The 17,149-nt window shown below is 73.5% G+C and carries 19 protein-coding genes, 2 pseudogenes and 1 riboswitch; of the genes and pseudogenes, 13 read left to right on the forward strand and 8 right to left on the reverse strand.

What is annotated here, in order from left to right:
- A partial coding sequence (locus tag FNX44_RS12135; protein WP_143648065.1) for a zinc-binding dehydrogenase occupies positions 1-527 on the forward strand: 527 nt, incomplete at its 5' end.
- Between the two features lie 25 nt (positions 528-552).
- Here the strand turns inward: FNX44_RS12135 and FNX44_RS12140 are convergent.
- Complete coding sequence (locus FNX44_RS12140) at positions 553-1,191, reverse strand: TetR/AcrR family transcriptional regulator (RefSeq protein WP_143648066.1); 639 nt, start codon at positions 1,189-1,191, stop codon at positions 553-555.
- A 61-nt stretch (positions 1,192-1,252) separates the two neighbouring features.
- On the opposite strand from FNX44_RS12140, the gene FNX44_RS12145 reads away from it, so the two are divergent.
- The 7 genes and pseudogenes from FNX44_RS12145 (at position 1,253) to FNX44_RS12175 (ending at position 8,324) form a co-directional block, all read left to right on the forward strand.
- Complete coding sequence (locus tag FNX44_RS12145) at positions 1,253-2,401, forward strand: acyl-CoA dehydrogenase family protein (RefSeq protein WP_143648067.1); 1,149 nt, start codon at positions 1,253-1,255, stop codon at positions 2,399-2,401.
- Positions 2,402-2,532: 131 nt separating this feature from the next.
- On the forward strand, positions 2,533-3,168 hold the full coding sequence (locus tag FNX44_RS12150) for a TetR/AcrR family transcriptional regulator (protein ID WP_143648068.1): 636 nt from the start codon (positions 2,533-2,535) through the stop codon (positions 3,166-3,168).
- Positions 3,169-3,277: 109 nt separating this feature from the next.
- Positions 3,278-3,448: riboswitch (cobalamin riboswitch) on the forward strand.
- A gap of 242 nt (positions 3,449-3,690) precedes the next feature.
- Positions 3,691-4,920 (forward strand): ABC transporter substrate-binding protein, encoded by a 1,230-nt coding sequence (locus FNX44_RS12155; protein ID WP_323369295.1) that lies wholly within the window; start codon positions 3,691-3,693, stop codon positions 4,918-4,920.
- The gene (locus tag FNX44_RS12160; protein ID WP_323369297.1) at positions 4,917-6,011 is read left to right on the forward strand and encodes a FecCD family ABC transporter permease; all 1,095 of its coding nucleotides are present in this window, start codon (positions 4,917-4,919) and stop codon (positions 6,009-6,011) included. The genes FNX44_RS12155 and FNX44_RS12160 overlap by 4 nt, the downstream gene beginning before the upstream one ends.
- A 122-nt stretch (positions 6,012-6,133) precedes the next feature.
- A pseudogene (locus FNX44_RS12165) lies at positions 6,134-7,063 on the forward strand (ABC transporter ATP-binding protein); the annotation flags it as partial.
- Complete coding sequence (locus FNX44_RS12170; protein WP_143648069.1) at positions 7,057-7,758, forward strand: (2Fe-2S)-binding protein; 702 nt, start codon at positions 7,057-7,059, stop codon at positions 7,756-7,758. The pseudogene FNX44_RS12165 and the gene FNX44_RS12170, both read left to right, overlap by 7 nt.
- Entirely contained in the window at positions 7,755-8,324 is a 570-nt protein-coding gene (locus FNX44_RS12175) for a DUF7676 family protein (protein WP_143648070.1), read from the forward strand. The genes FNX44_RS12170 and FNX44_RS12175 overlap by 4 nt, the downstream gene beginning before the upstream one ends.
- Positions 8,325-8,392: 68 nt before the next feature.
- Here the strand turns inward: FNX44_RS12175 and FNX44_RS12180 are convergent, their stop codons facing one another.
- Together FNX44_RS12180 and FNX44_RS29990 are read right to left on the reverse strand one after the other, a co-directional pair.
- Positions 8,393-8,899: a MaoC family dehydratase gene (locus FNX44_RS12180; RefSeq protein ID WP_143648071.1), complete on the reverse strand. Its 507-nt coding sequence runs from the start codon at positions 8,897-8,899 to the stop codon at positions 8,393-8,395.
- 35 nt (positions 8,900-8,934) lie between these two features.
- Positions 8,935-9,312: an MDR/zinc-dependent alcohol dehydrogenase-like family protein gene (locus FNX44_RS29990; RefSeq protein WP_438873701.1), complete on the reverse strand. Its 378-nt coding sequence runs from the start codon at positions 9,310-9,312 to the stop codon at positions 8,935-8,937.
- Here FNX44_RS29990 and FNX44_RS12190 point away from each other — a divergent pair.
- Complete coding sequence (locus tag FNX44_RS12190; protein WP_438948032.1) at positions 9,280-9,570, forward strand: SbtR family transcriptional regulator; 291 nt, start codon at positions 9,280-9,282, stop codon at positions 9,568-9,570. The genes FNX44_RS29990 and FNX44_RS12190 overlap by 33 nt on opposite strands.
- 31 nt (positions 9,571-9,601) lie before the next feature.
- Here the strand turns inward: FNX44_RS12190 and FNX44_RS12195 are convergent.
- From FNX44_RS12195 to FNX44_RS12210, 4 genes and pseudogenes are all read right to left on the reverse strand, one after another.
- Positions 9,602-10,027 (reverse strand): annotated as a pseudogene (locus FNX44_RS12195) (hypothetical protein); the annotation flags it as partial.
- Between the two features lie 158 nt (positions 10,028-10,185).
- Positions 10,186-10,515, reverse strand: coding sequence for a DUF202 domain-containing protein (locus FNX44_RS12200; RefSeq protein ID WP_143648073.1), 330 nt, complete (start codon positions 10,513-10,515; stop codon positions 10,186-10,188).
- On the reverse strand, positions 10,512-10,880 hold the full coding sequence (locus FNX44_RS12205) for a YidH family protein (protein WP_143648074.1): 369 nt from the start codon (positions 10,878-10,880) through the stop codon (positions 10,512-10,514). Before FNX44_RS12205 ends, FNX44_RS12200 begins: the two co-directional genes overlap by 4 nt.
- 135 nt (positions 10,881-11,015) lie before the next feature.
- The gene (locus FNX44_RS12210; protein WP_143648075.1) at positions 11,016-12,083 is read right to left on the reverse strand and encodes an ATP-dependent DNA ligase; all 1,068 of its coding nucleotides are present in this window, start codon (positions 12,081-12,083) and stop codon (positions 11,016-11,018) included.
- 98 nt (positions 12,084-12,181) lie between these two features.
- Between FNX44_RS12210 and ligD the strand changes: the two genes are divergently transcribed.
- Positions 12,182-13,195 carry a non-homologous end-joining DNA ligase gene (ligD, locus tag FNX44_RS12215; protein ID WP_143648076.1) on the forward strand — a complete coding sequence of 338 codons (1,014 nt, stop codon included), beginning with the start codon at positions 12,182-12,184 and terminating at the stop codon, positions 13,193-13,195.
- 58 nt (positions 13,196-13,253) lie between these two features.
- On the opposite strand, the gene FNX44_RS12220 is transcribed toward ligD, so the two are convergent.
- On the reverse strand, positions 13,254-13,493 hold the full coding sequence (locus tag FNX44_RS12220) for a chaplin (RefSeq protein WP_143648077.1): 240 nt from the start codon (positions 13,491-13,493) through the stop codon (positions 13,254-13,256).
- A 459-nt stretch (positions 13,494-13,952) separates the two neighbouring features.
- Between FNX44_RS12220 and FNX44_RS12225 the strand changes: the two genes are divergently transcribed.
- The 3 genes from FNX44_RS12225 to FNX44_RS12235 all read left to right on the forward strand — a co-directional run.
- A complete protein-coding gene (locus tag FNX44_RS12225; protein WP_228449837.1) occupies positions 13,953-15,032 on the forward strand; it encodes a DUF3344 domain-containing protein in 1,080 nt (359 codons plus the stop codon).
- A 73-nt stretch (positions 15,033-15,105) separates the two neighbouring features.
- Positions 15,106-16,302 (forward strand): glycosyltransferase, encoded by a 1,197-nt coding sequence (locus FNX44_RS12230; protein WP_143648079.1) that lies wholly within the window; start codon positions 15,106-15,108, stop codon positions 16,300-16,302.
- Positions 16,299-17,149, forward strand: an 851-nt coding sequence (locus FNX44_RS12235; protein ID WP_369123539.1) for a nucleoside-diphosphate sugar epimerase/dehydratase, incomplete at its 3' end; no start/stop codon positions are given. The genes FNX44_RS12230 and FNX44_RS12235, both read left to right, overlap by 4 nt.

A 17,149-nucleotide genomic window follows, 5' to 3' on the forward strand; every position in this document is an offset into this window, starting at 1 on the left:
GGGTGGGCCTGGCCGCCGTGCAGGCGGCGCGGATCGCCGGGGCCGGGGCGATCATCGCGGTCGACGTCTCGCCCGGCAAGGAACCGTTGGCCCGGGCCTGCGGCGCGACGGAGTTCGTGCGCGCCGATCCGGACGGAGCCGACACGGCGGTCAAGGAGATCCGCGCGGCCACCGGCCGGCACGGCGTGGACGTGGCGCTGGAGTGCGTCGGCCGCGCGGAGAGCATCCGCGCGGCGTGGTCGGCAACCCGAAGGGGCGGGCGCACCACCGTCGTCGGCATCGGCGGCAAGGAGGAGCAGGTGGCCTTCTCGGCGCTGGAGCTGTTCTACTTCGCGCGCACGCTCTCCGGCTGCGTGTACGGCAACTGCGATCCGGCCGTCGAACTCCCCCTGCTGGCCGGGCAGGTGAGGTCGGGCGAACTGGACCTCGGCGCGCTGGTCACCGACCGGATCGGGCTCGACGACATCCCGGAGGCGTTCGAACGGATGTCACGCGGCGTCGGCGGTCGGGCGCTGGTGGTCTTCTGACCGCCGGGCGCGTCGACCGGGGATCTCAGACGCGGTCGGCGGGCATCGTGTGGCGCAGGGCGAGGCCGTCCACCAGGGCGGCCAGTCCGGTCTCGAAGGCGCCCTCGTCGATCCGCTCCCGGCGGTCGGCCAGCAGATGGGCCTGGCCGAGGTGCGGGTAGCGCTCGCCGTAGAGCTCGGCGTCGTCGACGAAGCCGCCGGCGAAGGAGCCGAGCGCTGAGCCGGTGATGAAGTACCGCATCACCGCGCCGATGCGGGTGGCCTGCGCGGGCGGCCAGCCGGCCGCCGTCATCCGGCCGAACACGGCGTCGGCCATGCGGAGTTGGCTCGGTCGCCGACCGGGGCCCAGGGCCAGGTGCGGGATGATGCGGGGGTGCGCGGCGAGGGCGGCCCGGTAGGAGCGCGCCCAGCGGAGCAGCGCCTCGGCCCAGTCGGTGCCGTCCTCGAACATCGACAGGTCGACCTCGGCGCAGACGCGGTCGACGACCGCGTCCAGGATCTCGTCCTTGGTGCGGAAGTGGTTGTAGAGGGAGGGGCCGCTGACGCCGAGTTCGGCGGCGAGCCGTCGGGTGGAGACCGCCGTCAGGCCCTCCTCGTCGACCAGGTTGAGCGCGGTGTCGACGATGCGCTCTCGGCTCAGCAGGGGCTTGCGGGGACGGGCCATGCGCCCCATAGTAGAGCCGCGACGCGTTAACTAGCGATGCTAATTTAAAGGGGTACTTCTTGTGGATCTGAGCCTCACCCCCGAGCAGGAGCAGGTGCGCAAGCTCGCCGCCGGGTTCGTCGACCGCGAGATCGCGCCGAACGCGGCCCGCTGGGACCGCGCCGGACGCGTCGACCGCGCGGTCGTCGACCGGCTCGGGGACCTCGGCTTCCTCGGCCTGACCGTGCCCGAGCAGTACGGCGGAAGCGGCGGCGACCACCTCGCCTACTGCCTGGTCACCGAAGAACTCGGGCGTGGGGACTCAGCCGTCCGCGGCATCCTGTCCGTCTCGCTCGGCCTGGTCGCCAAGACGATCGCCGCCCACGGCGACGAGGAGCAGCGCCGGCGCTGGCTGCCGGGGCTGTGCTCGGGCGGGCTGATCGGCTGCTTCGGACTCACCGAACCCGGCACCGGCTCGGACGCCGCCAACCTCGCCACGCGCGCCCGCGCCGACGGCGACCACTGGCTGCTCGACGGCACCAAGACGTTCATCACCAACGGCACCTGGGCCGACGTCGCCCTGGTGTTCGCCCGCAGCGGCGGCGACGGCCACCGCGGCGTCACCGCCTTCCTCGTCCCCACCGACACCCCCGGCCTCACCCGCCGGGAGATCCACGGCAAGCTCGGCCTGCGCGGCCAGCCCACCGCCGAACTGGTGCTGGACGCGGTGCGGGTGCCCGACAGCGCCCGGCTCGGCCCGGTCGGCAAGGGCTTCCCTGTGGCCATGGCGGCGCTCGCCAAGGGACGCATGTCGGTGGCCGCCGGATGCGTCGGCATCGCCCAGGCGGCCCTGGACGCGGCCGTGGACTACGCCGGGCGGCGGGAGCAGTTCGGCCGCCCGATCGCCGGCCACCAGCTCGTCCAGGAACTGCTCTCCGACATCGCGGTCGACGTCGCCGCCGCCCGGCTGCTCACCTGGCGGGTCGCCGACCTGATCGACCGCGGCCGACCCTTCAACACCGAGTCGTCCATGGCCAAGCTCTTCGCCGGCGAGGCCGCCGTACGGGCCGCCAACAACGCACTCCAGGTCTTCGGCGGCTACGGCTACATCGACGAGTTCCCCGTCGGAAAGCTCGTCCGCGACGCCCGGGTGATGACCCTCTACGAGGGCACCAGCCAGATCCACAAGCTGCTCATCGGCCGCCATCTCACCGGAGTCTCCGCCTTCTGACCCGCCCTGTCGCCGCCCTCGCGCCCGGCCGGACCCTCGACGCGCCGATGTATCGTGTTCGACCGGCCGAGAGCAGCTTCGACCGGCCGAGGGCGGCTTCGACTGGTCGAAGGAAGCGGGGAGAGCACACGATGGCGGCGGACGCAGCCGAGACGACGGACGCGGGCGGCGACGGCGGCGAGACCTGGGCAGACGTCTCGCCCGAGGCGGCCCGCAGACTGCTGCTCGCCGCCGTGGACGCGTTCGCCGAACGCGGCTTCCACGCCACCACCACCCGCGACATCGCCGGCCGCGCCGGGATGAGCCCGGCCGCGCTCTACATCCACTTCCGGACGAAGGAGGAACTGCTCTACCAGATCAGCCGGGTCGGCCACGAGCGGTCGGTGCGCATCCTCACCGAGGCCTCCGAGGTGAGCGAGGACCCGGCCGAACGGCTCGCGTCCGCCGTCCGTACCTTCGTCCGGTGGCACGCCGAGCGGCACACGACGGCCCGGGTGGTCCAGTACGAGCTGAACGCGCTCTCCCCCGAGCACCACGAGCAGATCGTCGAACTGCGCCGCCGCACCGGCGCCGTGATGCGCGGCATCCTGGAGGACGGGGTGGCCGCCGGCCGCTTCGCCGTGCCCGACGTGCCGGGCACGGCGCTGGCGCTGCTGTCGCTGTGCATCGACGTCGCCCGCTGGTTCAACCCCGACGGGCCGCGCAGCCCCGAGCAGATCGGCGAACTCTACGCCGACCTCGCCCTGCGGATGGTCGGCGCCCACTGAGCGAGCGGGAACGGGCGCTCACCCGAGGGCCCGCGCGGACGGTCGGCTCCTCCTGTGGTCGGCCCCACAACGGCCCGGCCTGGCGCGGTCGGCGGGTCGTCTGCGATCCTTCGACTTGATCAGCGACGGCGGAACGAGGAAGCCGGTGGGAATCCGGCACGGTACCGCCACTGTGAGTGGGGAGCGACTCCAGCAAGGCCACGGCCCCGTCAGGGGGTTGGAAGGCCGGGGAAGCAGCGATCCCGAGTCAGGAGACTCACGCCGTCGCACCTCGACGTACCGGGGCGGAGTTCCCCGAGAGAGGACGGTGGCACCCGTGTGCCCACGTAACTGTGACGGCCGCTCCAGCCCGGCCGCTCGGAGGGGTGCCGAACCTCGGCCCGCCGGCTGACCGTTCGCCCTCCTCTCCTCCTCTCCCGACGGCCGGCCGAAGCCGGCGTCCCCGGTCCCTCACGACCGACCTCGCACGTGCGTGCCGGCCTCGGCACGCGCGTCCCGCGCACGCCCACCCTGGAGTTGACCGTGCCCGTCAGACGTGCCCTGCCCACGTACCCGCGCGCCGCCGCGCTGTTGGTGGTCCCCGCCCTCCTCCTCGCCGCCTGCGCCGACGGCGGTTCCACCGCCACCGACAAGGCCCGCGCCGCCGGCGGGGCGTCGGGGGACTGCATCACCGACTTCCGGCCCGACGAGGACTACTTCCCGGTCAAGACCGAGGTCCGGCACGCCGAGAACTTCACCCTGCGCTACGAGAAGAGCTACCAGGTCCTCACGGTCAAGGAGCCCTACCCGAAGGGCAGGCCGGAGTCCTACGTGCTGGTGCGGTGCGGTGCGCCGAAACCCGATCTGAAGGGCGCGCTGGCCGACGCCCCGCAGATCACCACACCCATCTCCAGCCTGTTCTCCGCGTCGACCACCCACCTCCCGCTGCTCACCGAGACCGACACCCTCGGCGTGCTCAGCGGAGTGGCGAACGCCGCCTTCGTCAGCTCGGCGGAGGTACGGGACCGGGTGCGGGACGGAAAGGTCGTCGAGTACGCCAGGGACAGGTCGATCGACGCCGAGAAGGTCATCGCGGCCAAGCCGGACGTGCTGATGACCCAGGGCACCGACGACCCGCAGTACCCGAAGCTCCGACAGGCCGGTATCGCCGTCGTCGCCAACGCGGAATGGCTGGAACCGACACCGCTGGGGCGCGCCGAGTGGGTGAAGGCGATGGCGGCGCTCACCGGCGCGGAGAAGCGCGCGGACGAGGTCTTCGACCGGATCGAGAACGACTACCGGGCCGTCGCGGCGAAGGCGGCGAAGGCCGGGAAGCCCGTCAAGGTGCTGCCCGGCGGCATGTACCAGGGCACGTGGAACATGGCCTCCGGCGGCTCCTACATGGGACGGCTGATCAAGGACGCCGGTGGAACCTATCCGTGGGCCGGAGACAAGGGCACCGGGAACCTCCAGCTGAGCTTCGAGGCCGTCTACGCCAAGGGCGGGGACGCGCCGGTGTGGCTGGTCGGAGAGCAGTGGAAGTCCCTCACGGAGGCTGCCAAGGCCGACCGCCGCTACACCCGCCTCGACGCGGTCGAGTCGGGCGAGGTGTGGACCAACACCAAGGCACAGCGGCCCGGCGGCGGCAACGACTTCTACGAGCGTGGAGTGCTGCGCCCCGATCTGGTGCTCGCCGACCTGTTCGCCATCCTCCATCCGGAGCGCGCGAAGGACCACTCCTTCACCTTCTACGCCAGGATCCCGAACCCGTGACCGCGCACACCGCCGTCGCGCCCGCGACCGCCCGCGCGCCGGTGAGCGGGCGACGGCGGCGGGTGGCCGTGGTCACCGTTCTTGCCGTCGGCACCGCCGTCCTGTTCGTCCTCACCATCGCGGTCGGCTCCCATCCGGTGCCGTTGACGGACGTCGTCCGGGTGTTGGCGGGCAGCGAAGCCGTCGACCCACGCTGGGAGGTCATCGTCCACGAGGTGCGGCTCCCCAGGGCGCTCACGGCCGCGGTGGTGGGGGCCGCCCTGGCGGTGGCGGGCGCGCAGATGCAGACCCTGTTCAGAAACGCCCTCGCCGACCCCTTCTCACTGGGAGTCAGCTCCGGCGCGAGCCTCGGGGTGGCGGCCGTCGTGGTGACCGCGGGCGGTACCGCCGGCGGCTTCACGGGTGACCTCGCCGGGCTCGGCCGGCTGGGCGTCGTCCTCGCGGCGTCGCTCGGCGCCGGCGCGGTGCTCGCGCTGGTGCTCGTACTGTCGCGCTGGGTGCGCTCGGCCGTCACCCTCCTGGTGATCGGCGTGATGATCGGCTCGGCGGCCACCGCGGTGGTCAGCGTGCTGCTCGTCTACGCCCAACCCGAACGCGCCCAGCAGTTCGTGGTCTGGGGGCTCGGCTCGTTCAGTGCCACCACCTGGCCCGACCTGGCGGTGATGCTGCCGGTGCTCGGAGTGGGCCTGGCCGCCGCGCTCCTGTCCACCAAGCGACTCAACGCCCTGCTGCTGGGGGAGGACTACGCCAGGACGATGGGGTTGAACGTCCGACGCAGTCGTGACCTGGCGCTCTTCGGCACGTCTCTGCTCGCGGGCGCCGCGACCGCCTTCTGCGGCCCGGTGGCCTTCCTCGGGCTGGCCGTGCCGCACCTCACCCGCGTCGCCCTCGGGACCTCGGACCACCGCGTGCTCGTCCCGACGTGCATGCTGGCCGGTGCCTTTCTCGCGCTGAGCTGCGCGCTGCTCAGCCAGCCGCCGGGCACGGACGCGGTGCTGCCGCTCAACGCGATCACCTCGCTGTTCGGCGCCCCCGTGGTCATCGCCTTCCTCGTCCGCAGCAGGCGCGGTCTCCAGGGGGTGGCACAGTGACGGTCACCGCCACCGCCCCGGTGGACCCCGCCGCCCTGACCCCCCTGGGACTGACCACGGAATCCCTCGACGTGGGGTACCGGAGCCGCGGCGCCTGGGGGCGCGGCAGACAGCACACGGTGCTCACCGACCTGCGACTCACCGCCCGCGCGGGCGAGCTGACCGTACTGCTCGGACCCAACGGGGCCGGGAAGTCGACGCTGCTGCGCACCCTCTGCGGTCTGCTCCCGCCGCTCGCCGGCGCCGTGCGCGTCGCGGGCCGGGACGTGAGTCACGACTCGGCGCTCGCCCGGGCGCGCCGCTTGGCGGTGGTGCTCACCGACCGGGTGGACCCGGGCCTGCTGTCCGCGCGGGAGCTGGTGTCTCTCGGCCGCCACCCCCACACCGGCTTCACCGGCCGCCTCACGCCCACGGACCACGGCATCGTGCGGTGGGCCCTCGACGCGGTGGACGCGGCACACCTCGCCGACCGACCGGCGGCGGAACTCTCCGACGGCGAGCGGCAACGGGTGTTGACCGCGCGCGCCCTCGCCCAGGAGCCGGAGGTGATCCTGCTGGACGAGCCCACCGCGTTCCTCGACGTGCCCTCGCGGGTCGCGCTCACCGTCCTTCTCCGCGACCTGGCACGCGACCGGGGTCCGACGGTCGTGGTCAGCACCCACGACCTGGAACTCGCGCTCCGGGTCGCGGACGCCGTGTGGCTGGTGGACCGCACCGGCCTGGTGCACTCCGGAGCCCCCGAGGACCTGATCCGCAGCGGCGCCGTCGCGGACACCTTCGACGCCGACCACCTCGCCTTCGACGCGCACACCGGAACCTTCGGGCTGCGCCGTCCGGTGCGCGAGGAGGTCCCGGCGACCGCCCCACCCGCTCTCCTGCCGCTGCTGGAGCGGGCCCTCGCCCGGGAGGGCCTGGCCGTCCGAGCACCGCGAACGGACGAGCGTCCGCGGATCCAGTGTGAGGCCTCCGGCCGCTTCACCCTCCGGACCGCCGACGGTGCGCGCCATCCCGCCGGCTTCCACGAACTCGCCAGGGAGGTACGCGCGTGGTGACCCGCAAGGCACTCGACCGGCTCGCCGGGGTCGGCCCGTACTTCGCGCTGTCCCACGGTCCGAAGCCGGACGGCCACCCCTTCCGGCCGCTCACCGCGCTGTACTCCGAACCGCGGACGCTCCGCGACTACGTGACGGAGGTGGGGCGCAGGTTGGGAGGCGCGCACCCCAGGGTGAGCGCCTCCACCCTGCACATCGGGACGGCGGCCCGCCTGTGGTCCGTCGCCGTCGGCGGCGCGGTGCTGGGCGGCGGGGTCCTCGACCTCTCCCCGGAGCGACTGCGGTGGCGCGTGCCGGAGGCCGGTCCGATCGAACTGTGGCTGCCCGAGGTCCGCACCGCCGCGCCCGGCGACGACGTGGACGCGCTCCACCGAACGGTGTTCGTCGCCAACCTGCTCCCCTTGGAAGAAGCGCTGCGTCGGGAGTACGGGCTGTCGCCGCAGACCGCGCTCGGCAACGCCGCCTCCGCCCTCGTGGGCACGGTGCGCGTGCTGGGTGCGCGGATGACGGCTCCGGGGCCGTCGCCGCTCGCTCTCGGCGCCGCGCTACTCGACCGCGCCCCGCTCGACCGCGCGGGTGTGCTGACCACGGACCCGCTCACCTACCGCCGTCGCAGCTGCTGCCTCTACTACCGCGTGCCCCAGGCGGGTTACTGCGGCGACTGCGTCCTCACCGAACGGAAGAGGAGAACATGAGTACCACCGAACCCGCCACGGAGCCCACCGTCGTGACAACGGAGAGCGCGGGAACCCAGCACGTGTGGGCCCTGCCCACCGACGAGGCCACCCTCCTCGACCTGCTCACCGAGCTCTTCACCGAGCACTGGCGGCACATCAACTTCGGCCCGATCATCGAGGGCGCGGCATGGGAGGTCGGCGCACCGGGCGCGCCGGAGTCCATCACCACGCACGACGGGTACCTCACCGTCGACTTCGGCGCCTGGCACTTCCACCTCTGCATCGGTGAGCACACCGCCTCCGGTCCGGAACTCGGCCGGATCCGCCGCTGCTCCCGCGCCGAGCTGTACCGGGGCCTGAACGCCGAGGGAGCCCCGGTGACGTGGGGTCTGCGCCTGTTCAACGGCAGGGACGAGCAGATGATGACGGTACTCCTGCCCAACCCGTTCCTCACCGACCGACAGCAGGTACGAAGGGAACCGGACTTCTCCAGACTGGAGACCTGGGACGTGCTCCGCGAACGCTTCCTCGGTCTGTCGCCGGACCCGTTGGACCGCGCGGGACGGGGCTTCTCCCACGGCTGACGGGCCCGTGGCACCGGAGGGGCGCCCGCATCGGCCGGTGCCCCTCCTGGGCCAGGTGCGCGGACGTGTCAGAGGTAGAAGCGGCTGACGGTCGTCGCCACGCAGACGGGGCGGTCGCCGCCCTCCCGCTCGACGGTCACCGCGGCGGTCAGCTGCACCCCGCCGCCGACCTCCTCGACCTCGGCCACCAGCACCCGGGCCCGCACCCGGGAGCCGACGGGCACGGGCGCGGGGAAACGCACCTTGTTGAGTCCGTAGTTGACGCCCATGCGCACCCCCTCCACCCGCAGCACCCGGGAGGTGAGCGCCGGCAGCAGCGACAGCGTGAGGTAGCCGTGCGCGACGGTCGATCCGAACGGCCCCCGCGCGGCCCGCTCCGGATCGGTGTGGATCCACTGGTGGTCCTCGGTGGCCTCGGCGAAGCGGTCGATCCGCTCCTGGGCCACCTCGATCCAGTCGCTGGGCCCGAGTTCGGTGCCGATCGCGGCCCGCAGTGCGGCCGGCGAGTCGAACACCCTGGTCTCCACCGTCACGTTGCCCTCTTTCGTCGAACTGACCAAGCGCTTGCTCAGCATGTCGACGGCACGGCTCCGCTGTCAACGGTCGCCGGTCACCCCTGTTCCGGGCAGACCGTGAGCACGATCTCGCCCCGGAGGCGGCCTCGTGCGGCGCGCTCGTGCGTGAGGCCGGCCGGCTTGCGCGCGAGGTCCGAGGGCGGCGCGGTCGCGTACTCGGCGTAGGCGCCGGCCTCGACGGCGTCCGAAACGTCCGTTCCCGGAATCACGGGTAGACGGAACTCCGGCCTCGTCTCCGGAGGAAGGCCGGTCAGTCCGTCGCGCAGGTACCAGCCCACAGGGTTGACGCCGCCGCCGCGGGCACCGTCGTCACCGCGCGGGGCGTCGACGCCTTCCTGCGCGGCATCGCGCGCCGGGCCGACCTCGGGCTCGCCGCACTGCTGCGTCACTTCCCGACGCGCGAGGCGCCGCACGCCCCCTGCGCCACCATGCGCGCCTCCGGCACGCGACTACTCGTCCGCGCCCAGGCGGCGGGCCCGGCGCGTACCGACATCGACGGCACCGACCTCTTCGCGCCGGCCGGAGCGCTCGCCTGGCTCGGCGGCCAACCGCCGTCCGCGCCGCGCGCCGACCATCACCTCGGCATCGCCGTGAGCGCGATCCTGACAGGCGCGCCGAGCGGTGGTACCGGCGGAGGCGGATGGACGCCCCCGCCGGGGGCTACGCGGTGAGCACCTTCTCGCGGTGCCAGGTGGCGATGTCCCCGTCGCCCATGGTGTCGATCAGGCGGCGCAGCACCACGGCGAGAGGGGCCGAGGGCACCCGCTCCGGGTCCTTCACCGGCAGGAGCGAACGGCCGCCCCAGGTGCGCCGGTGCCAGGCGTCGAACGACGTCGGCTGCCGGACGCCGTGGTACTTCTGCCGCTTGCGGCGCACGGCGAACTCCCGCTCGTAGCCCAGCCACACCGCACGCGCCTCCTCCAACTCCTCGAGCGCGGCCACCAGCCGCGCCGGGTCGGGGGCGCGGTCCTCGGGGTCGATGCCCGCGCGGGCGCACAGATGGTGCCAGGTGGCACGGTGCCCGTAGGGCGCGAACCGTTCGAGGCACTTGCGCAGCGCCTGCCGGCGCTGACACGGCTCCCGTTGTTCGTCACGGACCTGTTCGGCGAGTGCTCTGAAACCGGCCAAGGTATGTCCACCTCCGACGGATAGACCGCAGTCGTCGTGGATGGGACGTGGAACCGGCCGTTCCGGATCCCATCACGGGGCGCCTGCCCGGACCCTCGGGCCGCACACCGGTCGTGCGAGCCCGTCGGACCGGCCCGATGCCGGCCCCCGTGACAGGCTCAACGCTCGGCGACCGCCAACAGTGCCGCACCGATCCCGGCCAGGGACAACACCGCCGCCGTGCCGGTCAGCACCGGCCAGTTCCCGCTCGCCACCGGAACCGCCGTGTCCAGCTGACGCATCCGCACATGCGCCACGATCGTGAGCAGCAGCAGGCAGACCACCGCCGCCGTCACGAGCAGCAGGCCCGCCCACCCGCCGTCGCGCACCAACGCGTGCCGCAGCGCGAGCACCACGACGATGCCGCCGGCCAACGTCGTACGCCGCCAGGCGAACCGGGTCCGCTCCGGCTGCGCGGCCGGATCCCTCGGTCGCCCGTCCGAGCTCACCGCGTCACACCGAACACGATCGCGAGAGCCACCAGCAGCGAGGCGACCGCCGTGCCCACCGCCAGCATCGCGGGGAACGGCGAGGAGGGCAGGTCCTCACCGCGCCGCATCGCCCGCTCGCACACCACCCAGCGGTGCACCGCCCGCAGCGCGCACACCGCCCCGGAGAAGAACAGCGCCACGGCGATCGAGGTGCGCAGACCCCACGTCAGATCGGTCAGGAACTGGTCGACGGCGATGCCGCCGGCGACCAGCGCGAGCGCCGTGCGGATCCAGGCCAGGAAGGTGCGTTCGTTGGCGAGCGAGAAGCGGTAGTCGGGCGTCGTGCCCTCCGCCTCCATCCGGCTCGGTGAGAACCACATCATCACCGCCGCCCGGAACCGGCCGGATCTCCGCCCGGCACCGGCTCGCCCTCGGCGCGCCATCCCGCACCACCCCTCACTCGTGTACCGGCACCGTCGATTGTGGCCGACGGCGCGGGCGGGCGCGGACGGGGGAGTTCACGCGCCGCCGCCCAACGCCTCGGTCAGGTCGTAGCGCACCGGCTCCTCCAGCTGCTCGTAGGTGCACTCGTCCGGGCGCCGTTCGGGCCGCCAGCGCCGGAACTGGGTGGTGTGCCGGAAGCGGTCGCCCTGCATGTGGTCGTAGGCCACCTCGCAGACCAGCTCCGGCCGCAGCGGCACCCACGTCAGCTCCTTCTTCCCCGACCAGCGGCTGGGACCGCCGGGCATCCTGCTGTGCTCGTGCGCCGCCTCGTCCTGCCAGGACGCCCAGGGGTGGTCGGCCGCCGACTCCAGCCGCAGCGGGGCCAGTTCCTCCGCGAGCTGCGCCCGGCGCCGCATCGGGAAGCTGGCGCAGACGCCGACGTGCTGGAGGGTACCGGCGCCGTCGTACAGGCCGAGCAGCAGCGAGCCGACCACCGGGCCGCTCTTGTGCTCCCGGTAGCCGGCCACCACGCAGTCGGCGGTGCGCTCGTGCTTGACCTTGATCATCAGCCGCTGGTCGGGCCGGTAGGGCGAGTCGGGGCGCTTGGCGACGACCCCGTCCAGCCCGGCCCCCTCGAACTGCTCGAACCACTCCCGGGCGACGGCCGGGTCGTCGGTGGCCGGGGCGAGGTACAGCGGGTCGTGCGCGTCGGCGAGCGCGGTCTCCAGCAGCCGGCGGCGGTCCCGCAGCGGCTCGTCGAGCAGCGAGGAGTCCGCCAGTGCCAGCAGGTCGAAGGCGACAAAGGCGGCCGGGGTCTCGGCGGCCAGCCGGCGCACCCGCGAGTCGGCGGGATGGATGCGTTCCAGCAGCGCCTCGAAGTCCAGCCGGTCGCCGCGCACGACGACGATCTCGCCGTCGACCACGCACCGTCGCGGCAGCTGCTCCCGGAGGGCGTCGGCCAGCTCGGGGAAGTAGCGGGTGAGCGGGTTGGCGGAGCGGCTGTTGATCTCGATCTCGTCGCCGTCGCGGAAGACCAGTGCCCGGAAGCCGTCCCACTTGGCCTCGTAGTGCATACCGGTGGGGATGCGTGCCGCGGGCTTGGCCAGCATCGGTTTGAGCGGGGGCATCACCGGCAGGTCCATGGTGCGATTCTCCGGCGGTCCGGGCACGGGCGCGCGCCGAGCGGCCGGTGCCCGTCGCCCGCCGGGCCGGGGGGCTGTCGGCGGCGTAGCGTTGGGGAATGGCCGACAGCGTGGAGATGGACGTGGACGGGCGGACCGTCCGGCTGTCCCATCCGGACAAGGTGTACTTCCCCGAGCGCGGGTTCACCAAGCTGGACCTGGCGCACTACTACCTGGCCGTGGGCCCGGGCATCACCCGGGCCCTGCGGGACCGCCCGACGATGCTCGAACGCTACCCGGACGGCGTAGCGGGCGAGTCCTTCTTCCAGAAGCGGGCGCCGAAGAACCTCCCCGACTGGATCGGCACCGCCCGCATCTCCTTCCCCAGCGGACGGCACGCCGACGAGATCTGCCCGGCCGAGCCGGCGGCCGTGGTGTGGGCGGCCAACCTGGGTTGTCTGACCTTCCACCCCTGGCCCGTGCGCCGCGACCACGTCGACCATCCCGACGAGCTGCGCATCGACCTCGACCCGCAGCCGGGCACCGGCTACCCGGAGGCCCGCGGCGCCGCGCACGCGCTGCGCGAGGTGCTGGACGAGCTGGGGCTGCGGGGCTGGCCGAAGACCTCGGGCGGGCGCGGCATCCACGTCTACGTGCCGATCGAGCCGCGCTGGACGTTCGCTCAGGTGCGCCGGGCGGCCATCACCATCGGCCGGGAGCTGGAGCGGCGGGCGCCGGAGCGGATCACCGTGTCCTGGTGGAAGGAGGAACGCGGCGAGCGCGTCTTCGTCGACTACAACCAGATGGCCAGGGACCGCACGATCGCCGCCGCGTACTCGGTGCGTCCCCGCTCGCACGCCCCGGTGTCGGCGCCGCTGCGCTGGGAGGAACTGGACGACGCCGAGCCGGAGGACTTCGACCTGGCCACCATGCCGGAACGTTACGCCAGACTCGGGGACGTACACGCCGACATGGACGACCACGCCTACCGGCTCGACGCCGTACTGGAACTCGCCGACCGCATGGAACGCGACCACGGGGAGGGCGACCTGCCCTACCCGCCCGACCACCCCAAGGCCGCCGGGGAACCGACGCGCGTCCAGCCCAGCCGCGCCCGCCACAGGCAGGGCTGAGCCGGACGGCTGACGCGGCCCCGACACCGCCGGTCGCGATGCCGGGGCCGCGTCGGCGTCAGTGGTTGACGCAGACGTTGCCGATGGCCGGGTTGAGAGCACCGGCCAGGTTCACGCTGTTGCCGCAGATGTTGATCGGCACGTGGATCGGAATCTGGATCACGTTGCCGCTCAGCACGCCGGGCGAACCGATCGCCGCACCGTGGGCGACGGCGTCGGCCTGCACGGCACTCGCACCGCCCATTACCAGGGCACAACCCGCGGCGGCAGCCATGGTCGCCTTGACGAGGCGCTTCATCCTGTTCTCCTTTCGAGGGGTGGATCAGCACCGGGCCCAACGACCCGGCACGGCGCCGGACACGTCGATTCCCCTTGATGGCCCAGTCGTTGGCCGCGACACCACGATCCGCGGCTTGGCTGTCGGGCGTGCCCGACGGCCGTCCTCCCGCCTCCGGAACCGGAGTTCCGCCGGAAGTCGACGACCCTGGCCGTGATTCCCACGGGAATTACTCCACCCGCCGCTCTTTGATGAAGCCATTCGAATGGTTCTGCGTGCCGTACGTGAATGGCGGCCGTTGACGGTGTCAGTGTTCTGCCCTGCCGGATGTGCCGGATCAGGACCGCAAAACGCGAGTCCCGCCGTTCGAGGCGCCCTCGGATACCCGCGCGCGAACAGAAGAACCATCGCCGAGAGACGGAGTGCAGATTCATGCGAGTGCCCAATCGCCGTACCGGACGCGTCGCGTGCTGTGCGTTGATGGCTCTGCTGATGGCGGCGGCGCTTCCCCGGGCCGCCGCCGCGCCCGCGGCCGGTTCGGCTCCCGAGATCCCGTTCGCCGAGCGCTACCGGGCCGTCCAGCACGGCGGTATCGCCCGCGCGGCGAACTCCGCGATCACCTGCCGCGCCCCCGCCACCGCCGCCGCGGCGCCGTGCGCGACCGCCCAGGGGGGCAAGGGCGTCAACGGCGACTACGAGATGTTCTACATCGACGTCGACGACGACCCCAACACCTACAACTCCAGCCGCGCCCACCTGGGTCTGCCGGCCGGCTCCCGGGTCAGCTACGCCCGGCTGTACTGGGGCGGCAACCTGCGGGTCGGCGAGCAGAAGCCGCACAAGGACAACGGCCGGGTACTGATCGCCGAGCCCGGCGGTTCCTACCGGGAGGTGCTGGCCGACACGCTCGTCGGACACCGCACCACCAGCCAGACCGACGCCTACCAGGCCTCCGCCGACGTCACCGGACTCGTCCGCGACAGCGGCCCGGGCGTCTACACCGTCGCCCAGCTCAACGTCGCCATGGGCCACTCGGCGGCCGGCGCCTGGGGCGGCTGGACGCTGGTCGTCGCCTACGAGAACGAGCGCGAACCGCTGCGCCAACTCGCCCTGTGGGACGGCTTCCAGCCGCTCACCGGGCGCCGCACCGCCCACCGCGTCACCATGACCGACCTGAACCTGGCCGCCGACGGCCGCGGCAGCGCCGGCATGGTCGCCTACAACGGCGACCGCGGAGTGGGCGGCGACACCCTCACCGTCGCGAGCGGAAACCGCGCCCCGGTCCGCCTCCACAATTCCGCCAACCCGGTGACGGACGTCATGAATTCCACGATCAGCGACCACGGAAAGAACGTCGAACAACGCGAACCCGCATACCGGAACACACTCGGATACGACTCCGACGTGTTCGACGTCTCCTCCGCTCTCACACGCCGGTCCGATTCCCTCACCTTCACCTTCGGCACCCGCGACGAGGGATATCTCGCCGGTGTCCTGTATCTCGCCGCCGACGCGGACAGGCGCGCGGCCGCGGGTGAGGGGAACGGCGCGAGGCGCTGAGCCGCCGCCGGTCTCCGGCCCGGACCGGGACGCTCTCCGTTCTTCCGTTGCGCACCCTGGGGGAGATCCACGCATGCCGCAAAACCCACTGCCCCGTGACGGCGCGGCGGAGAACCGACCGCCGGTGGTGCTCCACCTCGCCCAGCCCGTCGAAGGGGGAGTGGCCACCGTCGTCACCGACCTCGTCCGGGCCCAACGGGCCGACGGGCTGACCGTGCACCTAGGCTGCCCGCCCTCGGGCGACCTGCCGCACCACGCCCACGCCGCCGGCGCCGACGTCCACCCCTGGCCGGCCGAGCGCGGGCCGGGGCCCGAACTCGCGGGCGAGGTGTGGCGGGTGCGCCGACTGGTCCGCGCGCTGCGCCCGGACGTCGTCCACCTGCACAGCGCCAAGGCCGGGCTGGCCGGCCGGCTCGCGCTGCACGGCCGACTCCCCACCGTCTTCCAACCCCACGCCTGGTCCTTCGAGGCGGTCGACGGCGCCACCGCCGCGCTCTCCCTGCGCTGGGAGCGCCTGGCCGCGCGCTGGGCGCACCGGCTGCTGTGCGTCAGCGACGACGAGCGGCGGCGCGGCGAGGCGGCCGGCGTCCCCGGCCGGTGGGCGGTGGTGCCCAACGGCGTCGACCTCACCAGGTTCCCCGACGGCGGCCCCGGCGCCCGGCGCGCCGCACGCGCCGCGCTGGCCCTGCCAGCCGCGCTGCCCGTGCACGACCCACTGGTCGTCTGCGTGGGCCGGCTGTGCCGGCAGAAGGGCCAGGACGTACTGCTGCGCGCCTGGCGGCGCGTCACCGGCCGCCACCCCCACGCCGCGCTGGTCCTCGTGGGCGACGGCCCCGACCGCGCCGCGCTGCAACGCGCCGCACCCGCCTCCGTGCACTTCGTCGGCCCCAGCGACCGGGTCCGGCTCTGGTACGAGGCGGCCGACCTGGTGGTGCTGCCGTCCCGCTGGGAGGGCATGGCACTCGCCCCGCTGGAGGCCATGGCCTGCGGCCGGCCCGTCCTGCTCACCGAGGTCGCCGGGGCCGCCGACGGCCTGCCAGCCGCACAGCGCGGGACCCACCTCGTGCCGCCGGACGACCCCGACGCGCTCGCCACCGCCCTCGTGCGACTGCTGGCGGACCGCGAGAGCACCGACCGCGCCGGCCGCGCGGCCCAGGAACACGTACGCACCGGATTCGACGTGCGGCTGACGGCGGCAGCGGTCCTCGACCTGTACCGCGACCTGCTCAGCCTGCCGCACCCGCACAGCAGGGAGCGCCTCGCACGATGACCGCCGAAAGCGCCGACACCCACGGCTCCGGACGACTCCTCACCCCGCAGGCCGACGCGGCCCGCGCCACCGGAGCCGTCTTCCCGCCGCCCCGCGCCGCCGACACCGGTGCCACCCGCGGGCCGACCGCCCCACCCGGCGGCACGCCGGCCGGCCCGCTGGTCGCCGACGCCGTGGCCGTACTCGCCGCCGGCGCCCTCGTGTTCGCCGCCGACCTCGGCGTACTGCTCCTCGCCGTCGGCGCCGGACTGGGCACCGTGATCGTCCTCAACGCGCACGGCGGGCTGTACCGGACCGGCCCCACCGCCTCCGCGCTGGACGAACTCCCAGGACTCGCCGCCCGGTCACTGCTGGCCTGGGCCGCCGTCGCCGCCCTGCTCGCCGGCACCGAACCCGAACGGGCGCTCGGCTACCCGGCCCTCCTGCTGCTGCCGGCCGCGCACACCCCGCTCGCCTGCACCGGACGGGCCGTCGTCTACGCCGTCCGCCGCCAACAGGCCAGGCGCCGGCCGCGCTCCACGCTTGTCGTCGGCTCCGGTCCGACCCGCGACGCGGTCACGACCGCGCTGCTCACCCACCCCGAGTACGGCATGCGGCCGGTCGGACTGGCCGTCTGCGGCCCGGAGAACACCCCCGAGACCGCTCCCGAGGACGGGCCCCGACTGCCCGTCCTCACCTCCGCCGAGGACGTCAGCCGCGCCGTCATCCAGAACGCCGTCGCGCACGCCGTCTTCACCACCCCGCCGACCCACGACCCGGCGGCCGCCGCGCTCGCGCGCCGACTCACCGACCACGGCTGCGCGGTGTGGCTGGTCGACTGCGGCCCGCCGGGCACCGCCCGCCGCCC

Origin of the sequence: Streptomyces alkaliterrae (genome assembly GCF_007097205.2) — a bacterium.
GTDB lineage: Bacteria > Actinomycetota > Actinomycetes > Streptomycetales > Streptomycetaceae > Streptomyces > Streptomyces alkaliterrae.

What these genes read in the sequence shown, in the direction of transcription:
- FNX44_RS12140 (WP_143648066.1), bottom strand. Translation starts at nt 1,191, where the DNA reads ATGGCCCGTCCCCGCAAGCCCCTGCTGAGCCGAGAGCGCATCGTCGAC.
- FNX44_RS12150 (WP_143648068.1), top strand. Translation starts at nt 2,533, where the DNA reads ATGGCGGCGGACGCAGCCGAGACGACGGACGCGGGCGGCGACGGCGGC.
- FNX44_RS12175 (WP_143648070.1), top strand. Translation starts at nt 7,755, where the DNA reads ATGAGTACCACCGAACCCGCCACGGAGCCCACCGTCGTGACAACGGAG.
- FNX44_RS12180 (WP_143648071.1), bottom strand. Translation starts at nt 8,899, where the DNA reads ATGCTGAGCAAGCGCTTGGTCAGTTCGACGAAAGAGGGCAACGTGACG.
- FNX44_RS12205 (WP_143648074.1), bottom strand. Translation starts at nt 10,880, where the DNA reads ATGATGTGGTTCTCACCGAGCCGGATGGAGGCGGAGGGCACGACGCCC.
- FNX44_RS12210 (WP_143648075.1), bottom strand. Translation starts at nt 12,083, where the DNA reads ATGGACCTGCCGGTGATGCCCCCGCTCAAACCGATGCTGGCCAAGCCC.
- ligD (WP_143648076.1), top strand. Translation starts at nt 12,182, where the DNA reads ATGGCCGACAGCGTGGAGATGGACGTGGACGGGCGGACCGTCCGGCTG.
- FNX44_RS12220 (WP_143648077.1), bottom strand. Translation starts at nt 13,493, where the DNA reads ATGAAGCGCCTCGTCAAGGCGACCATGGCTGCCGCCGCGGGTTGTGCC.
- FNX44_RS12225 (WP_228449837.1), top strand. Translation starts at nt 13,953, where the DNA reads ATGGCTCTGCTGATGGCGGCGGCGCTTCCCCGGGCCGCCGCCGCGCCC.
- FNX44_RS12230 (WP_143648079.1), top strand. Translation starts at nt 15,106, where the DNA reads ATGCCGCAAAACCCACTGCCCCGTGACGGCGCGGCGGAGAACCGACCG.